The 15987-nt window shown below is 60.8% G+C and carries 15 protein-coding genes; 2 read left to right on the top strand and 13 right to left on the bottom strand.

Annotated features, from left to right (window positions below):
• Window positions 1-16: 16 nt before the first annotated feature.
• Together M0639_RS03825 and M0639_RS03820 are read right to left on the bottom strand one after the other, a co-directional pair.
• Window positions 17-817, bottom strand: a complete 801-nt coding sequence (locus tag M0639_RS03825) for an ABC transporter permease (protein WP_003945537.1) — start codon at window positions 815-817, stop codon at window positions 17-19.
• Window positions 814-1770 (bottom strand): ATP-binding cassette domain-containing protein, encoded by a 957-nt coding sequence (locus tag M0639_RS03820; protein WP_054188040.1) that lies wholly within the window; start codon window positions 1768-1770, stop codon window positions 814-816. Before M0639_RS03820 ends, M0639_RS03825 begins: the two co-directional genes overlap by 4 nt.
• A gap of 440 nt (window positions 1771-2210) precedes the next feature.
• On the opposite strand from M0639_RS03820, the gene M0639_RS03815 reads away from it, so the two are divergent.
• The gene (locus tag M0639_RS03815; protein ID WP_064075139.1) at window positions 2211-3773 is read left to right on the top strand and encodes a glycoside hydrolase family 71 protein; all 1563 of its coding nucleotides are present in this window, start codon (window positions 2211-2213) and stop codon (window positions 3771-3773) included.
• 30 nt (window positions 3774-3803) lie between these two features.
• Here M0639_RS03815 and M0639_RS03810 read toward each other — a convergent pair whose 3' ends face one another.
• From M0639_RS03810 to M0639_RS03785, 6 genes are all read right to left on the bottom strand, one after another.
• Window positions 3804-5264, bottom strand: a complete 1461-nt coding sequence (locus tag M0639_RS03810) for an MFS transporter (RefSeq protein ID WP_064075138.1) — start codon at window positions 5262-5264, stop codon at window positions 3804-3806.
• Window positions 5261-6109, bottom strand: coding sequence for a mycofactocin-coupled SDR family oxidoreductase (locus M0639_RS03805; RefSeq protein ID WP_003945658.1), 849 nt, complete (start codon window positions 6107-6109; stop codon window positions 5261-5263). Before M0639_RS03805 ends, M0639_RS03810 begins: the two co-directional genes overlap by 4 nt.
• Window positions 6110-6212: 103 nt before the next feature.
• The gene (gene acmB, locus M0639_RS03800; protein WP_007734031.1) at window positions 6213-7406 is read right to left on the bottom strand and encodes a methyl acetate hydrolase AcmB; all 1194 of its coding nucleotides are present in this window, start codon (window positions 7404-7406) and stop codon (window positions 6213-6215) included.
• 126 nt (window positions 7407-7532) lie between these two features.
• Window positions 7533-7943: a VOC family protein gene (locus tag M0639_RS03795; protein WP_047269632.1), complete on the bottom strand. Its 411-nt coding sequence runs from the start codon at window positions 7941-7943 to the stop codon at window positions 7533-7535.
• A gap of 134 nt (window positions 7944-8077) precedes the next feature.
• Window positions 8078-9079, bottom strand: a complete 1002-nt coding sequence (locus M0639_RS03790) for an AraC family transcriptional regulator (RefSeq protein WP_007734026.1) — start codon at window positions 9077-9079, stop codon at window positions 8078-8080.
• A gap of 31 nt (window positions 9080-9110) precedes the next feature.
• Complete coding sequence (locus tag M0639_RS03785) at window positions 9111-9677, bottom strand: GNAT family N-acetyltransferase (protein WP_064075137.1); 567 nt, start codon at window positions 9675-9677, stop codon at window positions 9111-9113.
• A gap of 85 nt (window positions 9678-9762) precedes the next feature.
• On the opposite strand from M0639_RS03785, the gene M0639_RS03780 reads away from it, so the two are divergent.
• Complete coding sequence (locus M0639_RS03780) at window positions 9763-11067, top strand: HNH endonuclease signature motif containing protein (protein WP_064075136.1); 1305 nt, start codon at window positions 9763-9765, stop codon at window positions 11065-11067.
• A 111-nt stretch (window positions 11068-11178) separates the two neighbouring features.
• Here the strand turns inward: M0639_RS03780 and M0639_RS03775 are convergent, their stop codons facing one another.
• From M0639_RS03775 to M0639_RS03755, 5 genes are read right to left on the bottom strand one after another with little or no spacing between them, the layout of a single operon-like run.
• A complete protein-coding gene (locus M0639_RS03775) occupies window positions 11179-12348 on the bottom strand; it encodes a lipid-transfer protein (RefSeq protein WP_064075135.1) in 1170 nt (389 codons plus the stop codon).
• On the bottom strand, window positions 12345-12785 hold the full coding sequence (locus tag M0639_RS03770; protein ID WP_020968404.1) for a MaoC family dehydratase: 441 nt from the start codon (window positions 12783-12785) through the stop codon (window positions 12345-12347). The genes M0639_RS03775 and M0639_RS03770 overlap by 4 nt, the downstream gene beginning before the upstream one ends.
• A gap of 2 nt (window positions 12786-12787) precedes the next feature.
• Window positions 12788-13780 (bottom strand): bifunctional MaoC family dehydratase N-terminal/OB-fold nucleic acid binding domain-containing protein, encoded by a 993-nt coding sequence (locus tag M0639_RS03765; RefSeq protein ID WP_064075134.1) that lies wholly within the window; start codon window positions 13778-13780, stop codon window positions 12788-12790.
• 7 nt (window positions 13781-13787) lie between these two features.
• Window positions 13788-14939, bottom strand: a complete 1152-nt coding sequence (locus tag M0639_RS03760; protein WP_058227266.1) for an acyl-CoA dehydrogenase family protein — start codon at window positions 14937-14939, stop codon at window positions 13788-13790.
• Window positions 14924-15964 (bottom strand): acyl-CoA dehydrogenase family protein, encoded by a 1041-nt coding sequence (locus tag M0639_RS03755; RefSeq protein ID WP_050657065.1) that lies wholly within the window; start codon window positions 15962-15964, stop codon window positions 14924-14926. Before M0639_RS03755 ends, M0639_RS03760 begins: the two co-directional genes overlap by 16 nt.
• Window positions 15965-15987: the final 23 nt, after the last annotated feature.

Genomic DNA, 15987 nt, shown 5'->3' with positions numbered 1-15987 from the left:
GGCCGGAATCACCAGGTCAGCGGCTGACTGCCTTCTGATACCGACGAATAGCGAACGGCACGAAGACGATCAGCAAACCGAAAGTCCACAACAACGACGCAATGACCGGATTCTGCAGTGGCCACGCATCCGGAACCGTCATCGCAGGATTGGTATTGCCGAACAATTCACGCACCGCCTGGGTAACCGCCGACACCGGATTCCATTCGGCGATCACTTTGAGCGGGCCGGGAAGATTGGTGGTCTCGACAAAAGTGTTCGCGATGAACGACAGCGGAAAGATGACGATGAAGCTCGCGTTGTTGAATACCTCAGGCGTCCGGATCCAAAGCCCGACAACAGCCATGACCCACGACAACGCGTACGCGAAGAACAGAAGCAGCGCATAACCCGCCACCGCTTCGAGGAAACTGGAGTGAATCCGCCACCCGACCAGAAGACCGGTCAACGACATGACCACCAAACTGATGACGTTGATCAACACGTCACTCGATGTTCGGCCTGTCAGCACGGCAGACGGAGCCATGGGCAGCGATCGAAATCTGTCGATGATTCCTTTCTGAATGTCTTCGACCATCCCCAAACCAGTCCAGGTAGCACCGAATATGACCGTCTGCGTGAAGATTCCGGCGATCAGGAATTCTCGATACGACGTGCCCGGGACGGAGATCGCACTGCCGAACACATACGCGAACAAGAGCACGAACATGATCGGCGACAAAGTGGTGAACACCAGCAGATCCGGAACGCGCTTGATCTTGATCAAGTTTCGCCTGGCGATGGTCAAACCGTCTTCGAGCGCCATCTGCACGGTCATTTCTGATCCTCCAGTTCAGCCTGGTGCCCGGTCAGTGTGAGGAAGACATCGTCGAGAGTGGGTCTGCGCAAGCCGACGTCGAATACGCGGATGCCTCGTGCCGACAGAAGATTCAGCGCCGCGACCAACGCGTCGGTGCCGTCGTCGACAGGAACGGTGACGCGACGGACATTCTCTTGAACCTGAATGTCCCCCACGGCAAGCGAGCGCAATTCCTCGCGGACGATGTCGAGATGTTCGACCTCGTGCACGCTCAATTCGATGCGCTCACCCCCGACCCGCGCCTTCAACTGGTCTGCAGTACCGCGCGCGATGACCGAGCCGCGGTCGATGACGGCGATCTGGTCGGCCAACCTCTCGGCTTCCTCCATGTATTGCGTCGTGAGCAACAGCGTGGTCCCCTGAGCCACCAACCCTTCGATGACGTCCCAGAGACCGAGTCGCGCCCGAGGATCGAGGCCCGTGGTCGGCTCGTCGAGAAACAACACCTGTGGCCGAGCAACCAATGCGCCGGCGAGATCGAGACGTCGCCGCATTCCACCGGAATAGCCCTTGACCGGCCGATCTCCAGCCTCGACGAGATCGAACTGCGCGAGCAATTCACGCGCTCGGGCCTTACTGCTTCGGGCGCCGAGATGATACAGCCGCCCGACCATGTCCAAGTTCTCATAGCCCGTCAGGTACTCGTCGACCGCGGCGTACTGACCCGAAGCACCGATCTTGGATCGCAACGCCCGCGCATCCTCGACCACGTCCAGCCCGGCAACCTTGGCGCGTCCACCGTCGGGAATGAGCAGCGTCGTGAATATCCTTACCGCAGTGGTTTTTCCGGCGCCGTTGGGGCCCAACAGAGCCATCACCGAACCCTCGCGCACTTCCAGGTCGATGCCGTCCAATGCCGTGACGTCGCCGTACTTCTTGACCAGCCCCTCGGCCACAATCGCTTCGGTCATGAGCCCTCCCGCGTCGGTAATCCGTCGGTAGTCCGTTCCCCAGTGTGACCCAGGAGGCCGACACATTCCAGGAAATTTCGTCAGTTGCCCGGCTGCAATCACCTCCCTGGTTTCGCCGGTGCCTTTCGGCCACGAGGTACGGAACAGACCACACCTCCCAGTCCTGTCCAATACAGCCGATAAATTTCACCGACCTTTCGACGGATATATACCGGAAAGAAAAACCCGAAATTCTTGAACAAAGACCGCTTTCAGGTATTCATGATGAACGCGGCAGCGTTACACTCGTTCAGCAAGTGACACTCGGGCCGGTGACGGTTGACTTATGGTGTCGAATCTCGAATTACAAATCAGACAGAGGCCGAAAAGAATTGAATCACCGATTCAGTGCACGCGGGGAAGACTCACACTTCGGGGGATCGAGAAAGGCTGACTGTGCCATGAGTATCAGAACTCGATACATCCGAACTCCGTGGATCCGAAAAACGGCGAAATATTCCTTCGAGACCATCTGCTTCACCCTGGCCGTGATTGTCGCGGCCGCACTGATCGCCGCGTACAACACACAACCACGCTCCGCGTCGACGTACACGCCGGCCTCGTTCTCGGCGAATCCTGAATCTGCAGCGCTGCCCTTCGACATTCCACCCAAGTCAGCACTGAACGGAAAGTTGGTTTTCGCTCACTACTTCCCGCCCTATCCGGTTTCGATCGACAATGCGAATCCGTCTGGCGATTACTATGCGACACAATATCTTACGGTCAACGGCGAGAACAACAAACACGTTCGCTACGGAGGATTCCTCCGCGATCGGCCGACACCGCGGCAACCCATCGCCGATACGCAGTGGCGCCAACGCGACCTCGAAAACGAAGTTCGTTCGGCAATCGCCGCGGGCATCGACGGATTCTCCGTCGACATCATCGCCAAGGCAACCGACACCAGTTGGTGGGGTTCCACCGTGCCCACAGCCCTGATCAAAGCGGCCGCAGCAGTCGATCCGAATTTCAAGATCATGCTCATGCCTGATATGAACGGCGCGTTCAAAAACATGACCGCAGCTCAAATGGCAGCAGAGATGAAACCGTATTCGACCATGGCATCATCGTTCAAATTGAGCGACGGACGACTAGTGATCTCGCCATTTCTTGCCGAAAACAAGACTGCGGGCTGGTGGTCGGAGTTCATCACTATTATGAAAAATTCTTACGGAATAAATGTGGCATTTGTTCCGGTTTTCCTCGACGCTGCAGCCAACCGGAATTCTTTTGCATCGATCAGCTACGGGATGTCGAATTGGGGTAATCGAAATCCGGCAGGAAATCCGCTCTCGGGATCGAACCCGAACTCTCCGATGGGACTTGCCGCTGCCGCTCACTCCTTGGGAAAGATATGGATGCAACCAGTCGCCTTCCAAGATGTTCGTCCAAGTCAGTCGATCTACGACGAGGCACAGAATTCACAGAATCTGCAGAACATGTGGCAGATTGCGATTGCGTCCAACAGTGAATGGGTACAGCTCGTCACCTGGAACGACTACAGCGAGGGAACGTCGTTCGCACCCAGCGCCGGTCATGGGCGCGCGTTACTCGACATGAGTTCCTACGGGCTGTACAGCTTCCGCTCCGGCGCCTCAGCCGCGATTGTTCGCGACACCGCGTATCTCATCTACCGCAATCAGTCGGTCTCCGCGGTCCCCGTCAATCGCTCTGCTGCCCCTATGACACTGCGCCAATGGTCATCCCCCGCTCGCGATACCGTCGAAGTCCTTTCCTTCTTGACGGCGCCGGCGGTCGTCAAAGTGACGGTGGGAACCACGACAACCACCTGCAATGCCCCGGCCGGGATGAGCAGCTGCATCGCCCCGTTGAAAGTAGGTTCCATCAAGGCCTCTGTCGTTCGCGGCACTACCGAGGTGTCTCGGGTGAGTTCGCACGCGGCGGTGACGGCCACGCCGTACAACCAGAATCTCGAGTACCTGGTCGATTCCAGTCGGAGATAACGGTGACGAAGATCGGGTGAGTCCGTCGACTCACCCGATCTTCGTTGCGCCATCGGTTTCAGCGGCAATTGGTAACTCGGGCCGCGATACCGCCCCCGTCCGCTCCACCCTCACTGCCAAGGTCACCGCGGCCGCCAGTGCCGATACGCCCGCTCCGATCCAGTACAAAACCGCGAACGAATGCAGGGTCGGCACAGCGCTCGCACCGATCACCACCGTCGAACCGGCCAATACCGCTGCCGCAACGGCGCTTCCGGTGGAGGTACCGACCGAACGGAGCAGGCTGTTGAATCCGTTGGCCGAGGCAGTCTGATGGATCGGCGCAGATTCGGTGATCAGAGTCGGCATGGCTGCCAGGGAAAATGCCACACCGGCCGATACCACGGCAGCGCCGATCACGATATTGACCAGCGTCGGCGTCAACAGCACACGCAAGACGTATCCGATTGCGATGACGATCGCTCCTGAGGCCAACGTGGCCTTCGCTCCCCATCGCCTCGTCACCTTCGACGACACCGGCGCCAATCCGATCATCAGGACTCCGCCCGGCATCATCGCCAGTCCGGCTTCGGCAGCCGAGAGTCCGAGACCGTCCGCCGACGCCAGGGGCAACTGAAGTTCCTGCGTTGCCGCCAACGCGCTGATGAACATGGCAAAACCGAGTAATACTGCGCAGACGTTCGAAACCAGAATCGGAGCGCGAAGGGAAGTCCGCAGATCGACCAGCGGTGCCGGCGTGTGCAGTTCCCACGGAATCCATCCACAGAGCAAGACCACGCCGGACGCGATCAGAACCAGAACCTCGGGGCTTGCCCAGCCCCATTCGGTTCCTTTCGAAACGGCCAGCAGCAGTGCAGTCATAGCGAGCGTGAGGACTGTGGCTCCCAGAAAGTCGAAGCGTCCGCGACTCTTCACAGCCGATTCCGGCACCACCAGAGGCAAGACGACTATCAGTACGACCCCGAATCCACCGGTGACCCAGAAAAGCGCGGGTAGCCCCCAGTGCGCCGAGATCACCCCCGCCATCGGCATACCGAACATGCCGCCGATCCCCAACGTCGCACTCATGAGAGCTACTGCACCACTGAGCTTTTCCGGAGGAAGGACATCGCGCATGATGCTGATTCCGACGGGCAGAAGTGCCGTCGCGAACCCCTGCAACGAGCGTCCGAGGATCAGTAACCAGAAACTCTGGCTGAGCGCAGCAACCATGCAGCCGACGATCATCACGGCAAGGCAGACGAGCATCATCGCGCGCTTTCCGAACATGTCGGCGAGTCTGCCGATGAGAGGGGTCGCGACGGCACCGGTCAGCAATGTCGAGGTCACCAGCCACGAAGCGGTGGCCGACGATACTCCCGATGCCGTCGCGAACGCAGGCAGCACCGGCACCACCAAGGTCTGTTGCAGCGCGACCACCACGCCGCTCAGACTCAGGACGCCGACGACCCACCCGGTCCGCGCTTTCGCGCGAACGGTCTTGTCCGTCAAGCGTTCGAGCGAGCGGCGACTCCGGCGTCGACAGGAACCACGATGCCACTCATGTGGGCACTCGCGTCGGCGGCGAGGAACAGGACTACTCGCGTGATCTCGAAGGGATCCAGCCAACCGACCGGCTGCGCATGCAGAGTCGCGTACACGGGTTCGACGTCGTCTGCCGTCGGCGATTCGAGGTCAGGCCGCATCATCGCGTACATCATGTCGTTGTGAATCATCGGCGTCGAGATGTTCCCCGGTGCAATAGCATTCACGGTCACACCCGAGTTTGCCAGTTCGAGCGACACACTCTTCGTCAAACCGATGACGCCCCACTTGGAGGCGCCGTACGCAGCCATCTGGGTGCCACCGGAGCGACCCATCATCGAGGAAATCGTGATGATGCGACCGTAACCACGTTCCGCCATTCCACCTGACACGGCCGCAACGGTGTTGAACACACCTGTCAGGTTCGACGAGATGACTTCGTTCCACTGCGCCGACGTCATCGACGTGATCGGAGCGGGCACGGACACACCGGCATTCGCGACGGCGATGTCGACACGGCCGAACTCGGCTTCAGCGCGGGCAACGAGCGCGTCCATTGCGTCGCGATCAGCAGTGTCTGCCTTGACGGCAATGCACCGACGACCGGTGGCTTCCACCAAACGAACGGTTTCCTTCAGATCCTCCTCGTTTGCGAGGGGGTAGGCGACGACATCACTGTTCTCGCACCGGTCGCAGATCACGATGTCCGCGCCACGCTCCGCGAATGCGACAGCGTGGGCGCGCCCCTGACCGCGTGCGGCGCCGGTGATCAGTGCAACTTTTCCTTCGAAGCTGCCTTCGAGGCTGTTCATGCCGTCTCCTAGTTCGTCGTATGCAAGCGTGCGCTGTACTGCATGCGTACTCCGAACCCGCCCGAAAGAAACAGTCGATCCCGGACAGCGGGAATCCAGCCGGTTACTGGTAAACGGCGGTCTCGAATTCCAGGTATCCGTTGATGGATCCAGGGTCCGCGAACGGCAGAATCTGCGTTGCCCAGAACCCGCCGACGCCGGTCTGCCGGTCGATCCAGTAATAGAGGTTGGCAAGACCCGCCCAAGCCAGCGATCCGGCCGGCCTACCGGTGGGTGCCACCTCTTCATTTGTCATGAAGGAGTATGCCCATCCCTTGGGTACACCGGGGAAGAATTCCGCATCGTTGGACAGCGTCGGGAGAACTCCGGGCAACAACCCCACGTGCTGGCCTTCGAGCCCGTTCTGAACGGCTGCAGCTACCGTCTCCGGCGACAACACGCGACCGGATGTGCCCGCGCCGTCGTTGAGCCACATACGAATGAACTTCATGTAGTCGCCGACAGTGCCGTGCAAACCGTGACCACCCATGTGCACCTCGGGTTCGGCCGGAAGCTCGAATCCGATGAGCGGAGTGAGGCTTCCGTCGCTCTCACGCTGATGGATCGGCGCAAGTCGATCCTTCATCGACGGGCTCATCGTGAATGCCGTATCGGCCATCTCGAGAGGTTCGAAGATGCGCTCACGCATGACATCGCCGAGTCGATGACCTCGAATCGACTCGACGACCTGTCCGGCCCAGTCGATGTTGGTGCCGTACTCCCACTTCTCACCCGGGTCGAAGAGCAGCGGTGTCGTGAGCGCCGCTTTGCTACACGTGATCACGCTGGGCTGCCCATGTTCCTGCGAGAGCCGGTTGTACGACTCGTTGAAGAAGTCGTAGCCGAACCCTGCAGTGTGAAGGAGCAGCATGCGAGTGGTGATGTCACGCTTGGGTTCCCGAAGAACGGGGTTTCCGCCGGCGTCGAAACCGTCCAGGACCTTCAGCTCACCGATGTCGGGAACATAGGTCGCTGCAGGTGCATCGAGATCGAGCAACCCCTCCTCCACACATTGCAGGACAGCGGTACCGGTAATCGCCTTGGTGGTGGAGAAGAGCGCAAAGGTTGTATCGAGGGTCATCGGTTCGCCGTGACCGAGAGCCCGCTCACCGGCTGCACCCTCGTAGATGTTGCCTTCTCGATCCGTGATCATCGCGACGACACCCGGGACTCGGTCAGCCCGCTGAGTTGCTCGCGCCAGCACGTCGTCGAGGTGCTGCTTCGAAAGGGGCTTCCGCGCAATATCTTCGATCGTCACTGCATTTCTCCATCCGACTTGCAACTTGTCTTGTCGAACAGAATGTAACGTCGATCACATACCCGGTTCTGCCTCGAAACGGCAGGAAAACTGTCTCGTTTCGGCAGAACCGGGCAGAGCTTGGAGTCAGCTCTGGGGCGCTCCGATATTCACCAGCCAGGAAATGCCGAATTTGTCTGTACAGGCGCCGAATTCGTCGCCCCACATCTGCTTCTCGAGCGGAACGCTGACCGTACCTGTTCCCGACAACTGCTCCCAGTACCCGCGCAGCACGTCGCCGTCGTCGCCGCTGAGGCTGACCGTGATGTTGTCGCCGGGGTTGTACGGCATACCGGGCGGAGTGTCGGCACCCATCAGGGTGTATCCCTGATCGGTTTCGAGCATTCCGTGCATGATCTTGTCGCCGCCTTCACCGGGATTGCCGAACTCACCGAACGTGCTCAGCGCCAGCGTGCCACCAAAGATTTCTTTGTAGAACTCCAACGCCTCACGGGCATTGCCGTTGAAGCTGATGTACGGATTGAGTCGAGTTGCCATGACGTACTCCTAGCTCGTGGGATTGCTGTCACGTTCGATTTCAATCCTTGCAGAACGCTCCGACACGAAACAACGGATCACGGCAGTTCATCGAGTGCGTAAAACGATCGTCATGACCGTTCAAACAACTGTCCTCAGAGTCGATTCCGGGTCTCGGAAGGCAACTCTCCGAACCGTTTCCGGTATGTGGCCGCAAACATACCCAGATTGACGTAGCCCCAGGCGTTGGCGATTTCGGAGACGGTTCTCCCGTCGGAACGCAACAGTTCGCCGCGTACACCCTCCAACCGACGCGCGCGCAATCGTTGCCCCGGCGTGGTGTCTCGGTACCGTCGAAATCCCGCAGTGAGCGCCCGGACACTGACACCCACCGCAGCCGCGATCTCCGATGCCGTCGGCACCGAGCGAGCAAACGTATCGATGTACTCCTCTGCCGATCGCACGTAGGCAGGTTCGGCGGAGGCGACGTCGACGCCGAGTTGCAGCCCGGCCTGCGTCGCCCACTCGTCGAGAAGCTGAGCCGCGATGAGTTCTTGAACCCTGGCACCCAGCCTTTCGCTCGACATCGCCTCAGGCGACTCTGCAATTGCGCGAACGACGTAGTCCATCAATGCCAGCCAACTCGAGCCCCGCCCGCCGATGGTGCACTTGTGCCGCCACAGACGGTCGTCGGGAACCGACCCGAACCATTGCATGGCGTGATCGGCGACAAGCTGATGCGGCACAGTGAGATTCAGCTGCAGATGATCTTCGTCGAATTCGACGAAGTAGTCGGTCCGGCTACAGTCGGCGACAAAGGTCTCCCCCACGGCAGTATTCACCGCAGTTCCTCCGCCGAGGGCATGTCGACCGTTGCCTCTGATAGTCGTCAGAACCAGAATGTTTCCGGCCTCAGGCGAACATTCACCGACGGAGACCGGAATCCCGTAACAGAATCTGGTGACGTCGATCTTGCCGACTGCCGCGGAGTACATGTCCGAAGCCGGCTTCAACCGACTTCCGATCGGCGTGACCGTATACGGCATGTAGATGTTGTCGGACCACTCCTTGATGCGGTCCCAGTCCCGAGAAAAGGCCTGGTGATGCTGCATAGTGGGCCGGCCGGCCGCGTCGATGAGCAAGGCATCCTCGAACATGGTTCGAGTATCGCACCAGGGCCCGGGAAGGTCACGCGAAGTGAGATGACGTGATCTCTGGCTGTACGGCGGCGGGTCGTGTTGCAGCAAAAAGCAGCGAATCCACCGCGGTCCCCCGGATCACCATGTGTGCCCTCATTCGCCCCTCCTCCTCCATTCCGATTTTGGTGAGCACCGACGCCGACGCCGAGTTCTCGGGACGACACGTTGCTTGCACTCGCTGCGCTCCGAAGCGAGCAAAGGCGAATTCCAGAACCGCGCGCCCCGCCTCCGACGCATAGCCTCGCCCTTGGAACTTCGGGTCCACGACAAAACCGAGTTCCGCCCGCCTGTGCACGGCGGATACTTCCCACACAGCTACCGAACCGATGACCGTTCCATCGGCCTTCGACGTAATGGCCAGGGTGAACGTGCGACGTTCGACGAGCGCAGCTTCTAGTGCAGCGTCAGCCAGGAACGCCCTGGTCACCGCAGGGGTGTTCGGCCCCCAATCAACATATCTACAGACGGCAGGGTCGGATGCGTACCGATGGACGGCACCTTCATCCGCGGCAGTGAAATCTCGAAGAACAAGGCGTTCCGTAGTCAACGTGAACATCCAGCGATCCTAGAGCGAGCCCAAAAGCACCTCTTGACTCGAACGCATGTTCGAGTATGATTTGGGGAGGGGATCGGGGGATTCGATGAGTGTCTTGTTGTCGGACGTGGTTTCGGGTTCTGCGGTGGGGTTACGTGGACGTCTGTGGCAGTTGTCGGCTGCTGAGTTACGTGCGGCTGCGGTGTCGGCGAGCGCGGAGATTCTTCGTCTCGAGGCTGTGCGGGTGGCAGTGGTCGACGAACTCTCGATGCGCCCGGATGATCAGGTGATCGCCAGCCGCGGGGTCGGTTCGTGGTTGGCAGCCAACACGATGCTGCAGGTTCGGGACGGGAAGAAGATCGCCGCGTTGGGTGCTGCTTTGCGGCCGCTTCCGGCGGTGGCTGCTCGGTTCGATGGCGGGAATTGCTCGTTCGAGCATGCCGTGTTGATCGTGGCGTTCTGCGAATCACCACCGAAAGGCATGCCGGAGGAGGCGCTACCGAAGTGCATCGACCTACTGTTGGCTGCTGCATCCGGTGTCGAGTCCACGACCACGAAGGTGCGGAACGTGATCGCGACCTTGGAGCGGTTGTTCGAATCGGATGAGATTCCACCCACCGAAGACGTCGACCGGAACGAGTTGCGGATCGCGTCGACATTGAACGGTCGAGTGGTGGTGCGCGGTGATTTCGACGCCCTCACCGGCGAAATGGTGTTGTCGGCGTTGTCGAATCTGACGATACCGACCCCGGCACCGGACGGAACCCCCGATGCCCGGTCGGCGGCGAAACGCACGGCCGACGGGTTCACCGAACTGATCCGCCGCTATCTCGATTGCGCCAAGACCGGCACCGATGGTGGTCAGCGTCCACACGTGAACGTGCACATCAACGCTCGGGATCTGGCGGAGCACCGAGACTGCGCCGCCGCACCCGCTGCTTCTGATGACGGAATGGCTGTGTCGGATCTTGATGTCGGGCACATGCCCTGGCTCGGACCGCTGTCCGTGTCGCAGACCAGGCTTCTCGGGTGTGACTGCTTCCTGTCCACCGTCCTGCTCGACGATCACGGCGCGCCCTTGGATGCGCAACCAGGAAAGAGGCTGGCCACCGCCGAACAACGGACTGCGTTAATTGCCCGCGACAGAGGCTGCGCGTTCCCGGGCTGCACATGCGTGCCCGCCTGGACCGATGCGCACCATATCCGGCACTGGGCGAACGGCGGCCCGACGGTGATGAACAACCTGGTCCTGCTGTGCCGTTCACATCACCGACTGATGCACCGGAAATCAGGGTTCGTCGGCAAATGGGAAATCCGAATCGGCGCCGACAACAAACCCTGGTTCATCCCGCCGCCCTCGATCGACCCCGGGCAGCAACCCAGGCCGGCGAACACCACCTTCAAAACCTGAGAGGTCAAACCTCTTTGGCGACAACAGAACACGGACCGAGCACCGCATCGAAGGAGACCCCGATGCGGTGCCAACCGGCCGTGACGCTTGATGAAGCTGTGCCCACGATAATCAGCGAGTCAGCACAAGCCCCGATGTCGGAACGCCCGTTCCCGCAGTCACCAGTACATTCTCGACGGAGTCGACCTGGTTGACCGAAGTACCGCGGATCTGCCGAACACCCTCGGCGATACCGTTCATCCCGTGAATGTATGCCTCGCCGAGCTGTCCACCATGGGTGTTGATCGGAAGCTTGCCGCCGAGTTCGATTGCGCCACCGGCGATGAAGTCCTTTGCCTCTCCCCTGCCACAGAAACCGAGTTCCTCGAGCTGCATCAGAACATAGGGCGTGAAGTGGTCGTAGAAGATCGCCGTCTGCATGTCCGACGGGCGCAGCCCACTTTGTGACCAGAGCTGATCGCCGACAAGGCCCATCTCCGGTAGGCCGGTCAAACCGTCGCGGTAATAGCTGGTCATGATGTATTGATCTGCCCCGCTGCCCTGTGCGGCGGCAGCGATAACGGCGGGGGTGTTCTTCAGATCTTTGGCTCGTTCTGGCGAGGTGACGACGATCGCGATGCCGCCGTCGGATTCCTGGCAGCAATCGAGGAGATGCAAAGGTTCAGCGATGAATCGCGAGTTCTGATGGTCCTCGAGGGTAATCGGTTTTCCGTAGAAGAACGCCTTCGGATTGGTGGCTGCATGCTTACGGTCGGCGACGGCGATTCGACCGAAGTCCTCGCTGGACGCTCCGTATACGTGCATGTATCGCTGCGCGACCATCGCGACAAAGGATGCGGGAGTACCCAATCCGTGAGGATAGGAAAAGGCGTTGTCCGTTCCCGACGAATTGACCTGCGCCACAAGGCCGGAGTTCACCTGCCCGAAACGCGCACCCGATCGCTCGTTGAACGCGCGGTAAGCGACGACGACGTCTGCGACGCCGGTGGCAACAGCCATGGCGGCCTGCTGAATCGTCGCCGCAGCGGCACCACCACCGTAGTGAATACGACTGAAGAACTTGAGGTTCGGGATACTCACCGAACGAGCCACTGCCACTTCGGTGTTGGTGTCCATGGTGAACGAGGTAAGACCGTCGACGTCGGCGGGTGTCAGACCTGCGTCGTCCAACGCGGCTTGAACAGCCTCGGCGGCCAGTCGCAGTTCACTGCGACCGGAGTCCTTCGAGAAATCCGTGGCTCCGATTCCGACGATCGCTGCCTTGCCGGACAATGCGCTCATTCAATGTCTCCGTTTTCAATGTCTCCATTCGAGCCCGACGCCGGAAATGCCAGTGTGACCTGTGCGGTGATGTGATCTCCCAGGCTGTTCTTGCCGACCACCGCGAGCGACACGAGATCCTCGTCGTAGGAGGTCACCGTTCCGGAGAGCGTCAAGGTGTCGTAGGCGTACCAGGGGACTCCGAGGCGGAGTTTGATCGACGTGAGTACAGCCCGCGGTCCGGCCCAATCGGTCACGAATCGCTGCACCAAGCCGGTGTCGGTGAGGATGTTGACGAAGATGTCCTTCGAGCCGCGTTTCTGTGCGAGATCGCGGTCGTGGTGAACATCTTGAAAATCGCGGGTAGCGAGCGCCGCCGAGACCACAAACGTCGGGTCGCCGTAAATCGAGAGCTGCGGAAGAACCTCTCCCACAGTGATATCCGTCGTCAAAGTCATCGTCACTCCTTCACCGCAGAAACCGCAGACACCGAAACCGGCTGCCAGGCGTACAGAGTCCAGGGAGTTCCCCCGGTCTCGTCGTCTCCGGGGAAGTCGAGGTAGACCGCCTCCACCTCCATCCCGATCGACACACTCGACGGATCGATACCGCGCAATTCGCCGAGCATCCGCACACCCTCAGGCAGTTCGACCAGGGCAACGACGAACGGCAACGACCGACCAGGAACCTTGGGGGCGTGGTGAACGACAAAGCTGAAGACCGTTCCCCGACCTGACGCCACCACGTAGTCGGTCTGCTCCGACTTGTCTTTCCAGATCGCGGGCACCGGCGGGTGCTGTACCGAACCGTCCGCACGCAGTTGAATACGCAACTCGTGTGCGGCGACACCGTCCCAGAAGAACTGCGTGTCGAGGGATGCTGTCGGACGCAGCATTCGAGATGCGTCCAGGTCCGCAGGGACGTCAGTGGAGGAACTCTCGCTGACTGGCGGCGCGAACTTCAAGATCCGGAACATCATCTCCGAGACCAGTTCTTCGCCGACCCGCCAGAAGCTACGGGTAGTGAAGAACCACCCTTCACCAAGACCTGTCTTCTTGGGTCCCACTACGTCTTCCAACACCGAGGAGATGGTGACTTCTTCACCCGGCTTCAAGTAGCGGTGGTAGATCTGATCGCAGTTGGTCGCGACGACGGAGGTGAATCCGGCCTCGTCGAGGATGTCCGTCATCCGGCCCAACGGATCGTCGGCTTCTCGAATTGCCCCCAGACCGCGCATCGTCCATACCTGCGCCATCGCCGGCGGCGCGACTATTCCGTCGTGTCCGGCGGCGCGGGCAGCCGATTCGTCGACGTAGATCGGGTTCTCGTCACCGATCGCCTCGACCCAGTTGCGGATCATCGGCAGGTTCACGGGGTCCCGGCCGGCGCGAGGAGCGCTTGGCCCGTCCTCTCGAACCCGCTCGGCAGCAGTGAGAATGGGATCTGACACGATTTGTTTCCTATCTCGGAACGCGAGGAAGCTTCAGGCCGGCGGTCGCAATCAATTCGCGCATCACCTCGTTGACTCCACCGCCGAAGGTGATCACCAGGTTGCGCTTGATCTGCATGTCCAGCCACTCCATGAGATCAGCAGTTTCGGGATCGATCGGATTTCCGTACCGCCCGACGATCTCTTCCGCCAGTCGACCGACCCGCTGGATACGCTCGGTCGCAAACACTTTGGTTGCCGAAGCGTCGGCGATATCCACCGACTCCGAATCACTCGACGCCACTTGCCAGTTGAGCAGTTCGTTGAGGCGGTACGTCGCATGAATTTCGCCGAGCGCGCGCCGTACGTCAACGTGATCAAGCAGGTTTTCACGCTTGGCCCAATCGAAGACGTGGTCGTAAATCCCTGCGACACGACCTGCCGGACCGAGCATGACGCGTTCGTGGTTGAGCTGCGTCGTGATCAAGCGCCAGCCCTGATTCTCCTCACCCACAAGCATGTTCGCCGGAACGCGAACGTCCTCGTAGTAGGTGGCGTTGACGTGATGCGCACCGTCGCAGGTGATGATCGGGGTCCAGGTGTAGCCGGGATCTTTGGTGTCCATGATCAGGATGGAGATGCCGCGGTGCCTTGAATCGGCAGACCCTGTCCGCACGGCGAGCCACACGTAATCGGCGTCATGCCCGCCGGTGGTGAAAATCTTCTGGCCGTTGACGACGTACTCGTCACCATTTCGTGCCGCCGAAGTGCGCAGTGCTGCAAGGTCGGTGCCGGCTTCCGGTTCGGTGTAGCCGATCGCGAAGTGCACTTCACCGGCGAGGATCGCGGGCAGGAATTTCTGCTTCTGCTCCTCGCTGCCGTACTTCTGCAGGGTCGGACCGACGGTCTGCAACGTCACCGAAGGCAGTGGGACATCCGCCCGCACAGCCTCGTTGACAAAAATCTGCTGCTCGACTTCACCGAACCCACGTCCGCCGAACTCCACCGGCCAGCCGACGCCGAGCCAGCCGTCCTTGCCCATACGACGGATGACCTCGCGATAGGTAGGGCCATGCCGCTCCACGCGCATGATCTTGGCCTCTTCGGGCGAGATCAGCGTCGAGAAGTAGCGTCGAAGTTCAGCTTGCAATGCGCGCTGACTGTCGGTCAGATCGATGAACACCGGGCCCCCACGAGGTCGAGTCGCTGCGAAGCACCGCCGAGCAGGCGTGCCAGGTCTTTTGCAGTCGAGTAGTAACGATGAAGTGGATACGTGACGTCGACGCCCAGACCGCCGTGCAGGTGGTGAAGCACCTGCATCGTGGCAGGCACTTCTTGGGCGATCCAGTACGCCATGACGTCGAGGTCCGACTGGGCGTCCAGGCCCTCCGACACGCGCCAGGACGCCGACAACGCCGCGACATGAAGGGTCCGGGAGGTGACGTACGCGTCGGCTATCTGTTGTGAGACTGCCTGGAACGTGGCGAGCGGCTTACCGAATTGCTCACGCGAGCCGACATGTGCCGCAGTGAGATCGACGGCGCCGGACACCAAACCGTCTGCAACGGCTCCGATGCTTGCCGTGGCGATCCGGTACAGCGTCTGGACGGCTTCCTCGCCGGCACCGAGAAGTTCACCGACTGCCTCGTCCATGGTGACTGCGAACTCCGGACTGCCGGACGCACTGGGAGTCGGCGTCAATGCGACGCCGGCGGCGGTCGGATCGACGAGAACGACTCCGGCGTCGGTGGGCACAAGAATTCTGTGTGCGCTCGCCGCGAAAGGCACGGCAAGCACCGTCCCGCTGACGCGATACCAGTCGCCCGACTGATGGGCGGTGGTCGACGGCTGTGCCGGGAACTGCTGACCCGGCTCACCGAGCGCCGCGGTGAACACCCGTCCGGCGCCGACTCCGGTGAGCAATTCGTCCTGTTGAGCGTCGGTCCCCAGTGCGACTATGGGGAGTACACCGAAGCCGAGGGTTGCGAGAGCCGGAATTGGAGCGGCGGCCCGGCCGACCTCGACGAGGAGGGAACCGACGTCGGCGACGGAGAGTCCCTCGCCGCCCAGACGCTCGGGCAGGGCCAACGTGAGCAGGTCGGCATCGGCGAATGCCGCCCAGAGCGCGTCCGGCTCCAGTTCGCGGGCAAGGAGCGCGGTAGCCACCTCGGCTACCGCTTCCTGGGTTTCATCGGGAGTGAAGTCCACGCTGGCAATCCTGTCTCTGATGT

This window comes from Rhodococcus qingshengii JCM 15477, assembly GCF_023221595.1.
Lineage (GTDB): Bacteria > Actinomycetota > Actinomycetes > Mycobacteriales > Mycobacteriaceae > Rhodococcus_F > Rhodococcus_F qingshengii.
This window is presented reverse-complemented; position numbering and strand designations above follow the sequence as displayed.

Coding starts and splice junctions, on each gene's coding strand:
- M0639_RS03795 (WP_047269632.1), bottom strand. CDS start 7,943: ATGGCAACTCGACTCAATCCGTACATCAGCTTCAACGGCAATGCCCGT.
- M0639_RS03815 (WP_064075139.1), top strand. CDS start 2,211: ATGAGTATCAGAACTCGATACATCCGAACTCCGTGGATCCGAAAAACG.
- M0639_RS03770 (WP_020968404.1), bottom strand. CDS start 12,785: ATGACTTTGACGACGGATATCACTGTGGGAGAGGTTCTTCCGCAGCTC.
- M0639_RS03805 (WP_003945658.1), bottom strand. CDS start 6,109: ATGAACAGCCTCGAAGGCAGCTTCGAAGGAAAAGTTGCACTGATCACC.
- M0639_RS03790 (WP_007734026.1), bottom strand. CDS start 9,079: ATGTTCGAGGATGCCTTGCTCATCGACGCGGCCGGCCGGCCCACTATG.
- M0639_RS03785 (WP_064075137.1), bottom strand. CDS start 9,677: ATGTTCACGTTGACTACGGAACGCCTTGTTCTTCGAGATTTCACTGCC.
- M0639_RS03780 (WP_064075136.1), top strand. CDS start 9,763: ATGAGTGTCTTGTTGTCGGACGTGGTTTCGGGTTCTGCGGTGGGGTTA.
- M0639_RS03820 (WP_054188040.1), bottom strand. CDS start 1,770: ATGACCGAAGCGATTGTGGCCGAGGGGCTGGTCAAGAAGTACGGCGAC.
- M0639_RS03775 (WP_064075135.1), bottom strand. CDS start 12,348: ATGAGCGCATTGTCCGGCAAGGCAGCGATCGTCGGAATCGGAGCCACG.
- M0639_RS03825 (WP_003945537.1), bottom strand. CDS start 817: ATGACCGTGCAGATGGCGCTCGAAGACGGTTTGACCATCGCCAGGCGA.